Source organism: Halanaerobium sp. ST460_2HS_T2, from assembly GCF_003337665.1.
GTDB classification, from domain to species: Bacteria; Bacillota; Halanaerobiia; order Halanaerobiales; family Halanaerobiaceae; genus Halanaerobium; species Halanaerobium kushneri.
The window spans coordinates 63900-81877 of sequence record NZ_QPJF01000002.1 but is presented as its reverse complement, the minus strand read 5'-3'; the positions used below and the strand labels follow the sequence as shown (position 1 = coordinate 81877).

18 protein-coding genes are annotated in these 17978 nt (G+C 34.5%); all 18 read left to right on the top strand.

The annotated features are described in order from the left end of the window. Nucleotides 1-151 precede the first annotated feature (151 nt). The gene (gene remA, locus DFR80_RS01840) at nt 152-397 is read left to right on the top strand and encodes an extracellular matrix/biofilm regulator RemA (protein WP_076545060.1); all 246 of its coding nucleotides are present in this window, start codon (nt 152-154) and stop codon (nt 395-397) included. 17 nt (nt 398-414) lie between these two features. Then, a complete protein-coding gene (gmk, locus tag DFR80_RS01835) occupies nt 415-990 on the top strand; it encodes a guanylate kinase (protein ID WP_076545058.1) in 576 nt (191 codons plus the stop codon). Then, nucleotides 987-1196, top strand: a complete 210-nt coding sequence (gene rpoZ / locus DFR80_RS01830) for a DNA-directed RNA polymerase subunit omega (protein WP_114489066.1) — start codon at nt 987-989, stop codon at nt 1194-1196. The genes gmk and rpoZ overlap by 4 nt, the downstream gene beginning before the upstream one ends. Nucleotides 1197-1253: 57 nt before the next feature. Continuing rightward, nucleotides 1254-2438, top strand: coding sequence for a bifunctional phosphopantothenoylcysteine decarboxylase/phosphopantothenate--cysteine ligase CoaBC (gene coaBC / locus DFR80_RS01825; protein WP_076545055.1), 1185 nt, complete (start codon nt 1254-1256; stop codon nt 2436-2438). A 207-nt stretch (nt 2439-2645) separates the two neighbouring features. Further along, nucleotides 2646-4205, top strand: a complete 1560-nt coding sequence (locus DFR80_RS01820; protein WP_076545053.1) for an ABC transporter substrate-binding protein — start codon at nt 2646-2648, stop codon at nt 4203-4205. A gap of 81 nt (nt 4206-4286) precedes the next feature. Further along, nucleotides 4287-5291, top strand: a complete 1005-nt coding sequence (locus tag DFR80_RS01815; RefSeq protein WP_114489065.1) for an ABC transporter permease — start codon at nt 4287-4289, stop codon at nt 5289-5291. Between the two features lie 17 nt (nt 5292-5308). Next, complete coding sequence (gene nikC / locus DFR80_RS01810) at nt 5309-6190, top strand: nickel transporter permease (protein ID WP_076545049.1); 882 nt, start codon at nt 5309-5311, stop codon at nt 6188-6190. Nucleotides 6191-6203: 13 nt separating this feature from the next. Further along, on the top strand, nt 6204-6812 hold the full coding sequence (gene lgt, locus DFR80_RS01805; RefSeq protein WP_233493665.1) for a prolipoprotein diacylglyceryl transferase: 609 nt from the start codon (nt 6204-6206) through the stop codon (nt 6810-6812). After that, the gene (locus tag DFR80_RS15330) at nt 6781-6987 is read left to right on the top strand and encodes a prolipoprotein diacylglyceryl transferase family protein (RefSeq protein ID WP_369862558.1); all 207 of its coding nucleotides are present in this window, start codon (nt 6781-6783) and stop codon (nt 6985-6987) included. The genes lgt and DFR80_RS15330 overlap by 32 nt, the downstream gene beginning before the upstream one ends. 107 nt (nt 6988-7094) lie before the next feature. Beyond that, on the top strand, nt 7095-8279 hold the full coding sequence (gene metK, locus DFR80_RS01800) for a methionine adenosyltransferase (RefSeq protein WP_076545048.1): 1185 nt from the start codon (nt 7095-7097) through the stop codon (nt 8277-8279). Between the two features lie 90 nt (nt 8280-8369). After that, entirely contained in the window at nt 8370-10595 is a 2226-nt protein-coding gene (gene priA / locus DFR80_RS01795) for a primosomal protein N' (RefSeq protein WP_114489064.1), read from the top strand. A 22-nt stretch (nt 10596-10617) separates the two neighbouring features. Continuing rightward, on the top strand, nt 10618-11070 hold the full coding sequence (gene def / locus DFR80_RS01790) for a peptide deformylase (RefSeq protein WP_114489063.1): 453 nt from the start codon (nt 10618-10620) through the stop codon (nt 11068-11070). Nucleotides 11071-11074: 4 nt separating this feature from the next. Beyond that, entirely contained in the window at nt 11075-12019 is a 945-nt protein-coding gene (fmt, locus tag DFR80_RS01785; RefSeq protein ID WP_114489062.1) for a methionyl-tRNA formyltransferase, read from the top strand. 42 nt (nt 12020-12061) lie between these two features. Beyond that, a complete protein-coding gene (locus DFR80_RS01780) occupies nt 12062-12751 on the top strand; it encodes a zinc metallopeptidase (protein ID WP_076545042.1) in 690 nt (229 codons plus the stop codon). 15 nt (nt 12752-12766) lie between these two features. Next, nucleotides 12767-14101 carry a 16S rRNA (cytosine(967)-C(5))-methyltransferase RsmB gene (gene rsmB, locus DFR80_RS01775; RefSeq protein ID WP_233493663.1) on the top strand — a complete coding sequence of 445 codons (1335 nt, stop codon included), beginning with the start codon at nt 12767-12769 and terminating at the stop codon, nt 14099-14101. A gap of 7 nt (nt 14102-14108) precedes the next feature. Beyond that, complete coding sequence (gene rlmN, locus DFR80_RS01770) at nt 14109-15158, top strand: 23S rRNA (adenine(2503)-C(2))-methyltransferase RlmN (RefSeq protein ID WP_076545039.1); 1050 nt, start codon at nt 14109-14111, stop codon at nt 15156-15158. 17 nt (nt 15159-15175) lie between these two features. Beyond that, the gene (locus tag DFR80_RS01765; protein ID WP_114489060.1) at nt 15176-15889 is read left to right on the top strand and encodes a Stp1/IreP family PP2C-type Ser/Thr phosphatase; all 714 of its coding nucleotides are present in this window, start codon (nt 15176-15178) and stop codon (nt 15887-15889) included. Nucleotides 15890-15922: 33 nt separating this feature from the next. After that, complete coding sequence (gene pknB, locus DFR80_RS01760; RefSeq protein ID WP_114489059.1) at nt 15923-17971, top strand: Stk1 family PASTA domain-containing Ser/Thr kinase; 2049 nt, start codon at nt 15923-15925, stop codon at nt 17969-17971. Nucleotides 17972-17978 lie beyond the last annotated feature (7 nt).

The following is a 17978-nucleotide window of genomic DNA, read 5'->3' as shown; positions in this document are numbered from 1 at the left end:
AAAGAAACTCAGCTGAGAGTCAATTAAATAAACAATCGTTTGCAGCAAAGACTCAGCTCAACCCTTGTCAAAAAAGTAATGCTGTGGTATCATTAATAAAGATAAGGAGCGAAGTTATTTTAGATAAATAAGACTTTAGGGGGTATAAATAATGGATGTCAACTTGATCAATATTGGTTTTGGTAATATTATTGCAGCAAATAGAGTGATTGCAGTAGTTAGTCCAGAATCAGCACCTATAAAAAGAATTATTCAGGAAGCACGTGAAAGAGGAATGTTAATCGATGCTACCTATGGACGTCGTACACGAGCGGTTATTATTACAGATAGTGATCATGTAGTCCTGTCTGCAATTCAGCCAGAAACTGTCTCACACCGTTTAGAAGACGAAAAATAAAGTGGAGGTATAAATTAATGTCAAAGGGGTTATTATTTGTATTATCCGGGCCATCAGGTGTGGGGAAAAATACTGTGCTTGACGAACTGTTTAGAAATTTTGATGGGGTTTCCTATTCTGTTTCTGCAACCACCCGCGAAAGAAGAAAGGGTGAGATTGAGGGAGAGGATTATTTCTTTATTTCGGAAGCAGAATTTGAAGAAATTGAAGAAAATGATGGTTTTATAGAAAGTGCTCTGGTACACGGTCACTATTATGGGACTCCCAAAAAATTTGTCGATCAAAAATTAGAAGATGGAGAAGATATCATTCTGGAAATTGATACCCAGGGTGCAAAACAGGTTCGAGATAAATATCCGGAAGCTGTTTATATCTTTTTGGTCCCACCCTCTCTGGAAGAATTAGAGAATAGACTTGATAAACGTGGTTCAGAGAGTGATAAAAGTAAAAGTCTACGTTTGAAAAATGCACGCCAGGAATTAAAAGAAGTACATAAATACGATTATGAAGTTATTAATGATAGCTTATCAGATGCAGTTAGAGAAATAAAAAAAATTATTATAAAGGAACAAAAAAGGAGAGATTCAAAATGATTACTGAACCCTCTGCAAAACAGTTGGTAGATAAAGCCGATAGTTTATATACAGTTATTATCCTAGCGGCAAAAAGAGCAAGACATCTCAATGAAAGCGGTCAGAAAATATTAGAAGAATACCGCAGTCATAAATTAGTTTCTCAAAGTTTAGAAGAAATTGAAAAAGATAAAATCACTTATGAAAAGAGAAATAATTTAGTCTAGCACCTGAAAATTATAAAAAATTTGACTAAACATATTTAAAAACAAAGGGGTAGAAAAATGTCTGCAAATATTGTTTTGGGAGTAACCGGAGGAATAGCAGCTTATAAATCACTGCAGGTTGCAAGCAGTTTAACCAAGTTAAATCATAATGTTTATACAATTATGACTGAATCGGCAACTGAATTTATTAAACCAATTACATTTCATTCTTTAACACATTTACCGGTGGAAAGTAAATTGTTTAGCACAACTACCAGTGAAGTAAAACATATTGGTCTGGCCGATAAAGCGGATTTGTTTTTGATTGCACCAGCAACAGCAAACTTTATTGCTAAGGCAGCGGCAGGTATTGCAGATGATTTGCTGACAACAGTAATTCTGGCTACAGAAGCTCCAATAATGATTGCACCTTCTATGAATGTGCATATGTTTGAGAATCCTGTGGTACAGAGAAATATGCAGACTTTAGAGGATTTAGGTTATAAAATTATTACCCCTGATGCCGGTTATCTAGCCTGTGGTTATACTGGACAGGGAAGATTGCCTGATCCTGAACGTTTAGTTGAAGAAATCAAACGGGAACTTTTAAAAAAGGATCTTAAAAACAAAAAAATTCTTATTACTGCTGGTCCAACTCGGGAGTCGATAGATCCGGTCCGTTTTTTAACTAATCATTCCAGTGGCAAAATGGGTTACGCTCTGGCCCAGGCTGCTTCTTATCGAGGTGCTGCGGTTAAATTGATTTCTGGCCCAACTGAACTTAAATCACCTCTAGGTGTTGAACTTATCAGAGTAGAAAGCGCTGCTGATATGAAAGAAGAGGTATTTAAAGAAGCTGAGAGTGCTGATATAATAATTATGGCTGCAGCAGTAGCAGACTACCGTCCTCAGAAGTATAACCCGCAGAAGATCAAGAAAGAAAAAGGCAGTTTAAAACTCGAACTGGAAAGAACAACTGATATTCTGGCGGAACTGGGCAAAAACAAAAATAAAAACCAGCTATTAATTGGTTTTGCTGCTGAAAGTGAAAATTTGTTAGATAATGCCCAGGCTAAATTGAGTAAAAAACAGGCTGATTATATTATTGCAAATGATATTAGTGATAAAAATATTGCTTTTGGCAGTGATAAAAATCAGGTTATTATATTAAGCGAAGAGGGAAGTGCTAAATTACCTCTGCTTGAAAAAGGAAAACTGGCTCATAAAATATTTGATTATATAATTGATGCAGAAAGGAAATAAATGTAATTTTAATTTACATTTATTATATTTAATTGAAAATATTATTGCGAAATAATTGACTTAATTCAAAAAATCAAATATAATAAATATAAGTATAGATTTATTATTGTAAAAATTCTTTCAATTAATTTTTGGAGGTGATAAAAACATTTTGTAAGGCCCGAAAATAAGATATTACAGACAAAAATGAGGAGGAAGAAGCTTAGTATGAGAAAATTAATTTTAACAACTTTTATTATTTTAGTAGTAATGTCGGTATTTGTAACAGGGGTAATGGCACAGGAACAGGGTGGAACTCTTGTTTTTGGCCGTGGAGGAGATACAGTAGGTTTAGATCCAATTCAGGTGACTGATGGAGAATCTTTTAAAGTAACTCAGCAGATTTATGATACCCTTGTTGATTATACTCCTGGCACAACCGAAGTAGAACCAGCTCTGGCAACAGACTGGGAAGTATCTGAAGATGGATTAACCTGGACTTTTAATTTACGTGAAGGCGTAAAGTTTCATGATGGAAATCCATTTAATGCAGAAGCTGTAAAATGGAATTTTGATCGCTGGCGTCTGGAAGATCATCCCTATCATATTGGTGGAGAATTCACCTATTATGGTTATATGTTCCAGGGTTTCCCGGGAATTATTCAGGAAGTTAATGTAGTAGACGAATATACAGTAGAATTCGTTCTTTCTGAAAAACAGGCTCCATTTTTAAACAACCTGGCTATGGTTCCTTTTGGAATTGCCAGTCCGGAAGCTGTCAAAGAATATGGGGAAAATTATTTTAAACATCCTGTAGGTACTGGTGCTTATACTCTTGAAGAATGGCGTCAGGGAGATAGAGTAATCCTGAAGGCAAACGAAAATTACTGGAGAGAAAGAGCTTATCTGGATGAAATTGTTTTCCGTTCAATACCTGATAACTCAGCTCGTTTTATGGAATTACAGTCCGGAACTATTGATATGATGGATGGAGTAAGTCCAGAAGATGTAGAAGCAGTGAAAAGTTCTGATGGGTTAAAACTATCCTTAAGACCAAGTATGAATGTTGGTTATTTTGCAATGAACTTTAAGTTTGAACCTTTTGATGATGTAAGAGTTAGAAGAGCCTTTAACCATGCAATTGATAAGCAGGCAATTATTGATGCTTTTTATGCTGGTTTAGCTGAACCAGCAAAGAACCCAATGCCACCTTCTATCTGGGGTTATAATGATAATATAGAACCTTATGAATATGATCCAGAAAAAGCAAAAGAATTATTAGCTGAAGCTGGTTATGAAGATGGTTTTGAATTTGATCTCTGGTATTTACCGGTACCAAGACCATATATTCCACAGGGTAAATTTATTGGTCAGGCTATTCAAAGTTATTTAAGTGAAATTGGTGTTACAGCTAATCTGGTAACTTATGACTGGAGTACCTACCTTGATAAGACTGAACATCAGGAAGCTCCAACATACATGTTGGGATGGACAGGTGACAATGGTGATCCAGATAATTTCTTATATGTGCTCTTAGATAAAACTAATAGTAATAATGCATATGAAAGTGAAGAACTGCATGAGGTATTAGTTGAAGCACAAAAAACAATGGATCAGGATAGACGAGTTGAGCTTTATATGGAAGCACAGGAAATCATCCATAAGGATGCTCCCTGGGTACCTTTAGTTCACTCAACACCACCAATTGCTTTAAAATCAAATGTTGAAAATTATGTACCTAACCCAACAGGAACTGAAAAGTTACACAGAGTTTGGTTAGAAGAATAAAGAAATTAAAATTGAATCAAAAAATTAATCTGCGGCTGGAAAGCCGCAGATTAACTTTGAATAGGAAGGTGTAATTAGGAAATGATTAACTATATTATCAAAAGATTACTAGCTTTAATTCCAATTTTAATTGGAGTAGCAGTTATAGTTTTTTTAATTGTTCATTTAATTCCTGGTGATCCTGCTCAGACTATGCTGGGAGAGAGGGCTACCGATGAGGCTTTACAGCGGCTGAGAGAACAGATGGGTTTAAATGATCCTCTACCGGTACAGTTTTGGCGTTATGTTAAAGATCTATTAAGAGGAGATTTAGGTAGATCAATAATGAGTAATAATCCTGTTAGTGCAGAATTAGCACAGAGATTTCCGGCAACTTTAGAATTATCTTTTTTTGCTATAATGTTTGCAGTTCTGGTGGGGATACCGGCCGGAATTTTTGCATCTATTAACCAGAATTCCTGGTTTGATAACTTAAGTATGTTAATAGCTTTAATGGGAGTTTCAATGCCAATTTTCTGGCTTGGATTGATGTTTATCTGGCTTTTTGCGGTTGAGTTGGGCTGGTTTCCACCTTCATCAAGAATTGGTGTAGGGCTTGATTTTACTCCAATAACAAACTTGTATGTTATTGACAGCATTCTCCAGTTGAAATTTTCAGCTTTAAAAGATATTTTACATCATCTTGTCTTACCGGCAGTTGCACTGGGTACAATCCCGATGGCAATTATAGCCCGAATGACTCGTTCATCTATGCTGGAAGTCTTGAGAAAAGATTTTATTCGGACTGCTTATGCTAAAGGTTTAAAGAGGAAAGTTGTAATTTTTAAGCATGCTCTAAAAAATGCTATGGTACCAATTATTACAGTTGTGGGACTTCAGTTTGGAGTTTTACTTGGTGGAGCTGTAATGACCGAGACAATTTTTTCCTGGCCTGGACTTGGTAAATACTTGGTTGATGCAATTTATGCCAGAGATTTTCCGATAGTACAGGGAGGAATCTTATTTTTTGCAGGAGTTTTTGTAATTGTAAATTTAATTGTTGATTTATCATATGCTTTAGTAGATCCAAGGATTCAGTATGAGTAGGAGAGGAGATTATCGAGATGTCAGATAGTAAAAAGAATAAAGTAATGAAAAAGAATACCAATCCCTGGTTTGAAGCCTGGCGAAGATTATTACAGAGTAAGATTGGGATTGCAGGACTGGGTATTATAATATTTTTAATTTTGGTAGCTGTTCTGGCGCCAGTTTTAGCCCCATATAACCCTTTTGAGCAGAACATTCTGGCAAGATACAAAGCACCATCTTCTGAACATTTACTGGGAACAGATGAAATGGGAAGAGATATTTTGAGTCGTATTATTTATGGTTCCCGAATTTCACTTCAGGTTGGCCTTGTTTCAGTATCACTGGCTCTGGTTTTTGGAGTGGGGTTTGGTCTTCTTGCTGGTTATTATGGTGGTAAAATAGACATGGTTATTATGCGATTTATGGATATTATGCTGGCTTTCCCCAGTATTTTACTTGCGATTGGAATTGTTGCTATTTTAGGGCCACAGTTAAAAAATGCAATGCTTGCTATTGGAATTATTAATGTTCCTCGTTTTGCAAGAATTGTAAGGTCATCAGTGCTTTCGATTAAAGAAAGCGAATATATAAGTGCTGCAAAAGCATTAGGGGCAGGAGATTTAAGGATTGTTTTTAAACATTTACTTCCAAATGCAATGGCACCTTTAATTGTCCAGACAACACTGAGTATTGCTACAGCTATTTTAGAAGCTGCAGCTTTAAGTTTTCTGGGACTTGGAGCTCAACCACCTTCTCCAGAATGGGGAGCAATGTTGAGTGATGCCCGAAGTTCTCTGCAGCGGGCTCCCTGGGTGGCAACTTTTCCCGGGCTGGCAATCATTTTTGGTGTTTTAGGTTTTAATTTACTTGGTGATGGCTTAAGAGATGCACTGGATCCAAAAATGAAGAATGTTTAAGCTATTAAGATAGGTGATAAAAATTATTGATCCAGTTTTGATAAGATTCTTTTCTTTAGAAGTAAGATGGTACGGTTTTTTGATTGTGTCTGCCTTAATAATCTCGCTTTTTATTTTAAACTTATTATTGAGAAGTGAAAAAGAATTTGATTTCGAATTTTTCCTTGATTTCATAATAATAGCTTTTCCCCTTGGTGTTTTAGGCGCAAGGCTTTATTATGTGATCTTTAATCTGGATTATTATTTAAACTACCCTGAAAAGATTATAGCCATTAATGAAGGTGGTCTGGCAATTCATGGGGGTATAATAGTAGGGGTTTTGATTCTTTATCTGTTGACTAAAAAGAGAAATAAAAACTTTTTTTTGGCTCTGGATTATCTCGCTCCTTTAACGGCTTTAGCTCAATCAATAGGACGCTGGGGTAACTTTATTAATCAGGAAGCATATGGCAAGATTGTTGCTGAAAGTTATTATAATTTTTTTCCAGAATTTATAAAAAAGCAGATGTATATTAAAGGAGCATATAGGGAAGCAACTTTTCTTTATGAATCGATAGTAGATTTTTTCCTTTTTCTGATATTGTTCTTTTATTTGCGTTCTGATTATAAAAAAAAATGGTGAAGTATTTTCGCTTTATTTAATAATTTATTCTGTTTTTAGATTTTTAATAGAAGAACAGCGAACAGATAGTTTGATAATTTTTGATTTTCAGGTTGCCAGGCTAATAAGTTTATTACTTATCTTCATTGGAGTTTCCTTGATTTACTACATTAGAAAAGTTAGAAAATCAAATTAATCCAGCAAAATTGACAGCTCAAATTTTATATGCTAAACTAAATTTATTGATTATATTTAGCAAAATTTGCTTTTAGATTTGAATAAGTATAGATGAAAGGTGATATTATGACACGGAAATATTTGTTTAGCTCAGAATCTGTTACTGAAGGCCATCCTGATAAGGTTGCTGATCAGATCTCTGATGCTGTCCTGGATGCAATAATTGAAAAAGATCCAGATGCACGGGTAGCCTGTGAGACTATGGTTACTACAGGTTTAATATTAATTGCAGGAGAAATAACGACCTCCTGTTATGTTGATTTAAAAAAGATTGCTCGAGAGACGGTCAAAGAAATCGGTTATACCAGAGCAAAATATGGGTTTGATGGTGAAACCTGTGCAGTTTTAACAGCTATTGATGAGCAGTCCGGAGATATTGCAATGGGGGTAGATCATTCTCTGGAAGAAAAAGAGGGTAAATCAGAATTTGACTTAGGAGCAGGAGATCAGGGGTTAATGTTTGGTTATGCTTCTAATGAAACAGAAGAATTAATGCCTCTGCCAATTATGCTTTCTCATAAGCTGGCTCGCAGACTAGCTGAGGTTAGGAAAAATGGACCCCTTAAATATCTGAGGCCTGATGGAAAGACTCAGGTGACAGTAGCTTATGAAGATGACAAACCTGCTTATGTTGATAAAGTATTAGTTTCTACTCAGCATCATCCTAAAGTGACTCAGGATCAGATCAAAGAGGATATAACTAAACATGTTATTAAGGAAATTATAGACCCAGACTTACTAAAGGAAGAGACTGAAATTCTGGTTAATCCAACCGGTAGATTTGTTATTGGAGGACCAAATGGAGATACTGGATTAACAGGCAGAAAAATTATTGTAGATACATATGGTGGAACTGCTCACCACGGTGGAGGGGCTTTTTCCGGTAAAGACCCAACGAAAGTTGATCGTTCAGCTTCTTATGCTGCTCGATACATTGCCAAAAACATTGTCGCAGCAGAGCTGGCAGAAAGGTGTGAAGTTCAAATTGCTTATGCAATAGGGGTTGCTCAACCACTTTCTGTTATGATCGATACTTTTGGAAGCTCAGTAATATCTGAAGCTCAACTTGAAAAGATAGTAAAAGATGAATTTGATTTAAGGCCGGCTCAGATTATTAAAAATCTAAATTTAAGAAACCCAATCTATAAACAGGTAGCTGCTTATGGTCATTTTGGTCGACATGATCTCAAACTACCATGGGAAAAAGTTGATAGAGTGGATAACTTAAGGAAAAAAGCTGGTTTAGAATAAATTATAAAGAAAATTTTTGATTTGCTGCCGAAGGTTTCCGCCTTCGGCTTTTTAAATATTAAATTCATAAAGTTTAAGAAAGGGAATTTCATGGAGCAAATAATCAAGGTTGTAGTTGATTTACCTTTAAAGAAACTAAATAAAGAGTTTGATTATCTGCTGCCTGAGGAATTAAATTCAAAGATTAAAATTGGGCAGCTGGTTCGGGTTCCATTCGGAAGACGTAAACTTACAGCTTTTGTGGTGGAAACGGATGCCAGATCCGATGTAGATAAGTCAAAATTAAAAAAAGTTGAATCTCTACTTTATCAAGAAAGTTTTTTTGACCAGAATTTACTGGAACTTTTTTATTGGACTGCTTCTTATTATCATGCTTATCTAGCTCAGGTTATTAAAAGTGCTTTGCCACCAGGCATAACTGACGGTAAAATCAAAAAAAAGCAGATTGAGATGCTTAAATTGAATCCAGAAGTTAGTGATTTTAAATCTGAACTTAAGAAAATTGAAAGAAGAGCTCCAAAACAGTATTTAATTCTCAAGTATCTGCTGGAGAATAAGAATCAAGATCATAAATTAAAGGCAGTTTTAGATATTGCTGAAACTTCTAGACAAACTGTTTACCGTTTAATAGACAGAGGTTTAATTAAATTATATACTGATAATAAGCTGAGAAAGATAAACATTAATAGTAATTTGAAAGCAGAAGCAAAAATTGATATTTCGTTAAATAAAGAGGAAAAATCAATACTGTCAAAAATTTTAGAAGATCATCAAAATAATAATTCATTTCTACTTGAGACCAATAATAATCGAAGAAGATATATATTTATAATAAAATTGGTGCAGGAATTAATTGCAGCCGAAAAAAATATTATTTTGCTAGTACCGGAAATCGAAAAAGATCATATTTTTTTAGAACAATTAAATGATTTTTTTGCAGATAAAATTGCTTTTTTACACAGCAGTCTTTCTCCGGCTGAGAGATTTGATCAGTGGCAGCAAATAAAAAAAGCTAAGGTTCAGATTGCTGCTGGTGCCAGGTCTGCTATTTTTGCTCCTTTTAAACGTGTTGATGCCGTAATCATAATGGAAGAAAATAATGAAAGTTATAAATCACAGGAACATCCACTTTACCATGCTCGTCAGCTGGCAGTTAAAAGACTTAAAAATTCGGATTCATTATTGGTTTTAGAATCAACCATTCCTTCACTGGAAAGCAAATATCTTGCCCAAAAAGGCAAATATAATTATTTGAATTTTAAAGCTGAAAAGAGTCAGCTTAAAACAGAAATTATTGACATGAGAAAAGAGATTGAAAAAGGAAATCTTAGTGATATTAGTCAAAAATTAAAACAGCAAATAACAAAAGAACTTACTGATAACAATAAAGTTATTTTGTTTTTAAATAGACGGGGTTCAGCTAATTATATAATTTGCAGAAAATGTGGATATGTAATTAAATGCGACAGCTGTGATATTTCTTTAAACTATCATCAGGAACAGCAAAAATTACTCTGTCATCACTGTGGAATGGAAAAAGAGTTGCCTGATAAATGTCCGGAATGTGGAAGCAGCTTTATTTCGCAGGCCGGGATTGGAACAGAAAAAATTATGGTAGAATTAAAAGAATTATATTCAAAGGCAAGAATTTCCAGAGTAGATAGCGATCTGACTGGCAGTGAAGTTAAAAAAAGACTTAATTTATTTAAAAAAGGGAAAATTGATATTTTAGTTGGGACCTCAATTCTGATAAAAAATCAGTTTTATGATCAATTAAAATGTTTAGCTGTAATTTCTGCTGATACTGCTTTAAATAGTGCTGATTTCCGGGCAGCCGAAAACAATTACTTTTTATTAAAACAATTAAAAAATTTATCTGTAAATAGTAAGGAAAGTAATTTTATTATTCAAAGCTATGAGCCGGAACATTATAGTATTAATACTGTTTTAGAATCAGATAACAAAATATTTTATCAGAAAGAGAATACAGTTAGGGAAAACAGGAATTATCCTCCTTATTGTAGACTTTTAAATATTATTATCAGTGGTCAAGACGAAGAAAAAACTGCTCAATACAGCCAGCAGCTTTCTGCTTTTTTGGATAATTACAGTGATAGATATTTAGAGAAATTTGGAGAAGCTCCTGCTGTGTTGAGCAGACTTAGAAATAAATACAGATGGCAGTTAATTTTAAAATTCAGTTCCATTAAAAATAGAGAATATATTATTCAGCTGATTGAAAAGAGATTTATGGAAATTAATGGTGATCAATCACTGGAAATTCGTATTGATGTAGATCCCTATCAAATGTTATAATATAATTTAGGAGGTAGATATTATGGCTCTTTTAAAGGTAAGAGAAATTGGAGATCCAGTATTAAGAAGTAAAGCTAAGGAAATAGATAAAATAAATGAAAAAACCCTTGCACTTATAGATAATATGTTTGATACAATGTATGAAGAAGATGGAGTTGGTCTGGCAGCTCCTCAGGTAGGAATTTTAAAAAGAATTGCTGTTGTAGATATTAGAGAGGGTAACAAAATTGTATTGATTAATCCAGAAATTATTGCAGAAGAAGGAAAAGCAATTATGGAAGAAGGTTGTTTGAGTATTCCTGGAGAAACCGGTGATGTTATTAGATCGGAAAAAATCAAAGTAAGGACCCTGGATAGAGATGCTGAGATGGTAGAGTTTGAGGCTGAAGGATTTGAAGCTAGAGCTATCCAACATGAAATTGATCATTTGAATGGAGTATTATTTGTTGATAAAATTGTAAAAATTGCGGAGTGATTTGATGAAAATAGTTTATATGGGAACACCCGAATTTGCAGTTCCATCTCTAGAGGCTTTATATAATGATGAGCAGATCGAAATTGAAGCTGTGGTAACTCAACCTGATAGAAAAAGTGGGAGAGGTCAGCAGGTTCACTATTCAGATGTTAAAAAGAAAGCTCTTGCGTTAAATTTAAATGTTATGCAGAGTGAAAATGTTAATCAGGATGATTTTATAAAGAAATTAAAGGATATAGAACCTGATTTTATAGTAGTAGTTGCTTTTGGTCAGAAATTAAGTGCTGAACTGCTTGAAATACCTGAATATGGATGTATCAATCTGCACGCTTCTCTACTGCCTGAATATAGGGGTTCCAGCCCAATCCATAGAGCAATAATAGATGGTAAAAAGCTTACCGGTAATACAACAATGTATATGGATGAAGGCTGGGATGAAGGAGATATTATTTATCAGCAGAAGGTTCAAATAAAAGATAATGAGACTGTAGGTGAACTGCATGATAAATTGGCTGAGCAGGGAGCAGATTTGCTGGTTAAAACTTTAAAAGATATTGTAGCTGGTAAAGCACCCAGAATTCCTCAGAATGATCCTGAGGCAACATTTGCTTATAAAATTGATAAATCACTGGGAAGAATTAACTGGAAGCAGAGTGCGGAGGATATTCACAATTTGATTAGAGGTGTAAATCCCTGGCCTGGTGCTTATACAGAGCTCAACGGAGATCGAATAAAGATCTGGAAGAGCAGTGTTTCTGAGCATAAAGATTCTAACTTTATGCCCGGCACTATTATTAGAGCCAATCAAAGTGATGGTATCCTTGTCCAGACAGCTGATGGAGTTTTATCTTTAGAAAAACTGCAGCTGCCAGGAGGAAAAAGACTTGATGTTGATGATTTCTTAAATGGACATCAACTTGAAGAAAATAATAAGTTTGAAATTAATTAAAATTGAATTATAGTGTTAATTTAAAAAGGGAGGTTTATTATTATGTATCCGTTTTTCTTTGATCCAACAATGATTGTGATTTTACCCGCTATTTTAATTGCGGTTTATGCTCAATATAAAGTTAAAAATACTTTTAATAAATATAATGAAATTCAGTTAAGTGCTAATTTAACCGGTGCTGAGGCTGCTCGGAAAATTCTGGCCTTTAATAATCTGGAGAATATAGAAATCAGAAAAAGTGATGGAAAACTGAGTGATCATTATGATCCAAAAAATAAAACACTTAATCTTTCATCTGATGTGTATAATAATAGCTCCATAGCGGCTGTAGGTGTGGCAGCTCATGAGGTAGGTCATGCAATTCAGGATAAGGAAAATTATCGTCCACTTTCTTTAAGAGCTTCCCTGGTCCCAGCAGCAAATATAGGCTCCAGTTTTGGACTGCCACTTGCAATATTTGGATTTTTTATCAGAGCAGATTTTTTGATCATGACTGGATTTGTACTATTTTCGGCAGCGTTTTTATTTCACCTGGTAACCTTACCGGTTGAGTTTAATGCAAGCAATAGGGCGATTAGCAATTTAAAGAGTACTGATGTGTTAACTGATACAGAGATTAAAGGTGCCAAAAAAGTGTTAAAAGCAGCTGCATTTACTTATGTCGCCACGACTCTGGTTGCACTGGCCAATATGCTTAGAATTTTACTACTGGCAGGGTTGGGTGATGATTAATTGTCAAATTTAAGATTGAAAATTTTACAATCATTACTTAGAGTTGAAGAGGGCAGTTATTCTAATTTGCTGCTGAATTCCGAATTGAAAAAAATAAAAGATCAGCGGGATAAAAGTCTTTTTACAGAAATTTTTTATGGGGTAATTAGAAATAAACTATATTTAGATTTTATAATTGACAATTATTCAAAAACCCCGCTGGTTAAAATGGATAAAGAAGTATTGATGGGGCTGAGAATTGGTGTTTATCAGCTCTTTTTTCTTGATAAAGTTCCTGCAAGAGCTGCTATTTATGAGAGTGTGGAGGCTGTCAAGACTATTCTTCCAAACTCTAAAAAAGGAGCTGTATCCTTTACTAATGGAGTTTTAAGAAACATTAACCGTCAGCATGATAAATTGGCACTTCCAGCTAAAGCTAAAAATCCCGAAAAATATTTATCAGTTAAGTATTCATATCCTATCTGGATGGTTAATAAATTTGTTCAACAGTATGGGTTTGAAAGTGCAGAAACAATATTAAATGCTGGCAATAAACGTTCTGAGGTAACTTACCGTCATAATTCGTTGAAAATGACTGAAAAGGAATTTTTTCAGCTTTTGAAAGCTGACGGTATTGAATACGAAAAAACTTTTTTAGATTCTTTTTTTAGGTTAAAAAAAATAAATAATCCTGCAGCGACTCAGGTATTTAAAAAAGGTGGGGCGTATATTCAGGGAACATCTGCTGGACTTGCCTCTTTACTGCTGGATGTAAAAGAGGGGATGCAGGTTCTGGATCTTGCTGCTGCTCCAGGTGGCAAAACAACTCATATAGCTGAAATTATGAATAATACCGGTGAAATTACTGCTTTAGATATCAGTCAACATCGTCTTAATTTGGTAAGTGATAATTTAAGTAGACTGGGAGTAACGAATGTTAACTTAAAAATTGCTGATGCTGCTAAATATGAAGATGATAAAAAATATGATAGAATTCTTGCAGATCTTCCTTGTTCAGGACTTGGTCTTATTTCTTCAAAGCCTGAAATTAAATGGGAAAAGGATCGCTCAGTTATTAGAAAAATGGCAGATCTTCAATACAGGATTCTTAATAATAATTTATCTAAACTTAAAAAAAATGGGCAGTTATTATATTCTACCTGTACTCTAACGCGGGAAGAAAATCAAGATTTAATTGAAAGAATTCTGCAGGAAAATAGTGATTTTAAACTGATGGATTTGAATATAAAATTAAATGAAATCAGCAGTCTTACAATAGAGAATAAAAATAAATATTTGGAACTTTTACCCGGAGAGGTAGATTCGGAAGGTTTCTTTTTTGCATTATTAAAAAAAGTGGAGAGTGATTAAATTTAAGATGAAGGATTTAAAAGAGTTAAATAGAAGTGAACTAATAGATGAATTAAAAAATGCAGGTTTTCCCTCATATAGGGGCGAACAGGTTTTTAACTGGCTTTATAAAAATGGAGTTTCCAGTACTGAGGAAATGAAAAATATCCCAAAAAAAATGCGTAAATTTCTTGATGAAAATTACATTTTAACAGATATTGAAGAAATCAAAAGAAGTGTAGCAGTTGACGGCACAGTTAAATATCTATGGCAGTTAAAAGATGATCAAAATATTGAGGGAGTTTATCTTCCTTTTCCAGAATCAGGTCGTCACAGTGCCTGTATTTCGACTCAGGTTGGCTGTGGCCTGGGATGTTCTTTTTGTGCCACAGGAATTGATGGTTTAAAGAGAAATTTAAGCACTGGAGAGATAGTTGATCAGGTTATTAAAGTACAGAAGGATATAAGCGGTCAAAATTTTGCTGAGCCAAGATTGAGCAATATTGTATTTATGGGAATGGGTGAGCCACTGGCAAATTTTGATAATTTAATGAAAGCGGTAGAAATTTTAAATGCTGATAACGGACTGAATATCGGGATGCGAAAAATGACTATTTCGACAGCCGGACTGGTGCCTGAAATAAAAAAGCTGGCCCGGGTTAACGATCAAATTGGTCTTGCAGTTTCTCTGCATGCCCCAAATGATCGTCTTCGTAATAAAATAATGCCGATCAATAAAAAATATAATATAAATCAGTTATTGACAGCAGTTCTGGAGTATATAGAAAAAACAGGAAGAAGAGTTACTTTTGAATATGTATTAATGGACAGTGTTAATGATAGTCCTGAGCTTTCTGTTCAGCTGGCCGAATTACTCAGAGGAATAAACTGTCATGTAAATTTGATTCCTGCGAATCCAGTGCCAGAGCTGGGTATTGAAAGACCTGTACAGAAAGTAATAGATAGATTTTATGAAACTCTGGCTAATAATGGTATTCAGGTTACTCTAAGAAGAGAAATGGGAACTCAGATTGATGCAGCCTGCGGTCAGCTTAAAAGAAAAGAAAATAGCTTATAATTTTAAGGAGGAAAAAAATGCGGTTTAAAGCTTTAACTGATAAAGGGAAAAAACGCAGCGCAAATGAAGATAATTATTTTATAAATAGTGATATTGATTTTTTTATGGTTGCTGATGGCATGGGGGGACATGCTGCTGGAGAAGTGGCAAGTCAGACTGCAGTGGATTTTGCAGCAGATTTTAACTTTGAACTTTCAAATCCACTGGCAAGTCTGAGCGATTTGACCTTTGAAATAAATCAGGCTATTATTAAAAAAAGTAAGCAAAAAATTGATTATCAGGGGATGGGAACTACATTTGCTGCTGTAATTGTTTGTAACCAGAGGCTTTATTATGTTAATTTAGGTGACAGCCGCATTTATCTTTATAATAAAAGTAATAAAACCTTAAAGAAAATTTCTGAGGATCATTCGCTTGTTGCTGATTTATTAAGGAAAGGCAAAATCACTAAAGAAGAAGCTTTTAATCATCCTAAAAAAAATATAGTTACTCAGGCTTTAGGATTAGAATCTGAACTGGATTTAGATAAAGGGCAGCTTGATATTTCTGGCGATGAGTATATATTAATTTGCACTGATGGTTTAACAGATATGATCAAAGAAGAAGAAATTAAAACAGTTTTTAATAAACATACTAATGTAGAAAAAGTGGCAGATGAGCTTCTTCAGCAAGCACTGAGCAGTGGTGGTCTTGATAATATAACTTTAATAGTTGCTGGTTTTAATGAATAATAATTATTGTTTGATGATAATTGAGGTGAATTTATGCAGGGTAAGATTTTAAATAACCGTTATAAGATAATAAAGGAAATAGGACGTGGAGGAATGGCGATTGTTTACTCCGCTCGTGATACGCTTTTAGAAAGACGAGTGGCAATTAAAATGCTGCGTCCGGAATATAAGTCCGATGATGAATTTATTGATAAATTCAGACAGGAAGCGAGAGCTGTAGCCAGATTATCTCATCCTAATGTGGTGAGTATTTATGATATTGTTGTTGATGAGGAAAGAATTTATCTTGTAATGGAAATAGTTGAAGGCAAAACATTGAAAGATATAATAAAAGAAAGAAAAAAACTATCTATTGCTGAATCTTTAGAGATAGCAAGACAAATTGCTGCTGCGCTTTCTGTTGCCCATGGTAATCAGATTGTACACTGTGATATTAAGCCTCATAATATAATTTTAAATGACGACCATGAGGTTAAGGTTACTGACTTTGGAATTGCAAGAGCTGTTAGTAATTCAACTGTCAGGGTTACAGAAACTGTTGTCGGAAGTGCTCATTATTTTTCTCCTGAGCAGGCAAAAGGAGGAGAGATTAAAGCCTATTCTGATATCTATTCACTGGGTGTGGTTTTATATGAAATGACAACTGGAGAACTTCCTTTTCATGGAGAGAGTCCAATCTCTGTTGCTTTAAAACATATACAACAGCAGCCGGTTGAAGCTGCAAAAATTAATAAGGATATACCAGAAGAGGTTAATGACCTGATTATGAAAGCAATAGCAAAAGATCCGGCAGATCGCTTTCAGGATGCTTACGAAATGCGACAGCAGATTACCTACTGCTTAAAAAATCTAAAATCTAATATTGTAAATTCAGAAAAAAAAGCTGATTTTAATGCTGATGAAACAAGGGTTATGAAAAAATCAGATTTTGATTTTTTAAATAATTCTAGCAAAAATAATGCAGAAGTTAGTAAAACTAACGATGAAAACAAAGAAAATAAAGAAGCAGTTAAAAATAAAAAAGGGTTAAAAGATAAAAATGATCTCAAACAGGATGAAAAACATTCGAGAATTAAAAAGAAAAATGGTTCAAAGAAAGACAGATCTGAAGATAATAGTGATCAGGAAAAATATAAAAAACCTCTTTTTATTACAGGAGCGGTTATATTATTTTTATTGATATCACTGGGTGGAGTTGTTTTCTTTTTCAATCAATATACAAATGTGCCGGTTGTTCAGGTGCCAGAGATAGAGGGTAAAAGCCTAACTGAGGCCAGAAAACTTGCTTCAGAAGTAGGCCTTAACCTGGTTGAAAATGAAGAAAGGGTTTTTAGTGAAGAAATTGAGGCTGAACATATTGTTAGTCAGCAGCCTGCTGCAGGGGAAAGGGTTAAGCAGAGTCGTCCTTTAAATATTACTGTTAGTAAAGGCCCCCAGTTGATCGAAATACCTGAATTTATCGGTAATTCATTACGTGAGGCCTTAATTGAGTTAGATAATCTTTCTTTAAAAAGTGGAGACATCCAGTATATATTTAGGTTATCAGAAGAACCTGGTACAGTTATCAATCAAATTCCAGCAGCCGGAGCTGAAGTAGAAAAAGGAAGCGAAATCACTCTTTTTGTAAGCCGAGGAGAGCGAGATATATCTGTTCGTATGCCTGATTTGACTGGTTTAACCCAGGCAGAAGCCTTTGATTTAATCAAAGAAAAAGGTTTAAATATTGGTCAGGTTAGTGTGGAAAATTCAGAGCGTTTTGCAGATGGACAGGTAATCTCACAGAGTGTAAAAGCCGGCGAATATCTTCCCAGGGGGATTGCTGTTGATTTTGTTGTTAGTAGAGGTGGAGCGACTAATGTGACCGAGAATTATACTCTAAATAGAATTTCTGTAAATGTGACAGGTTCTGAAAGCAGAGAGGTACGAATTGTAGTTGAAGATGATAATGGGCGAGATCAGGTTTATCAGGCTATTCATGAACCTGGAGATAACATAGTAAGAGACATTAGAAGTCAGGGAAAAACAGAGATAAAAGTTTACTTTGATGATCAGTTAATTAAGTCAGAAAGCTTTGGAGGCTGATAATTTA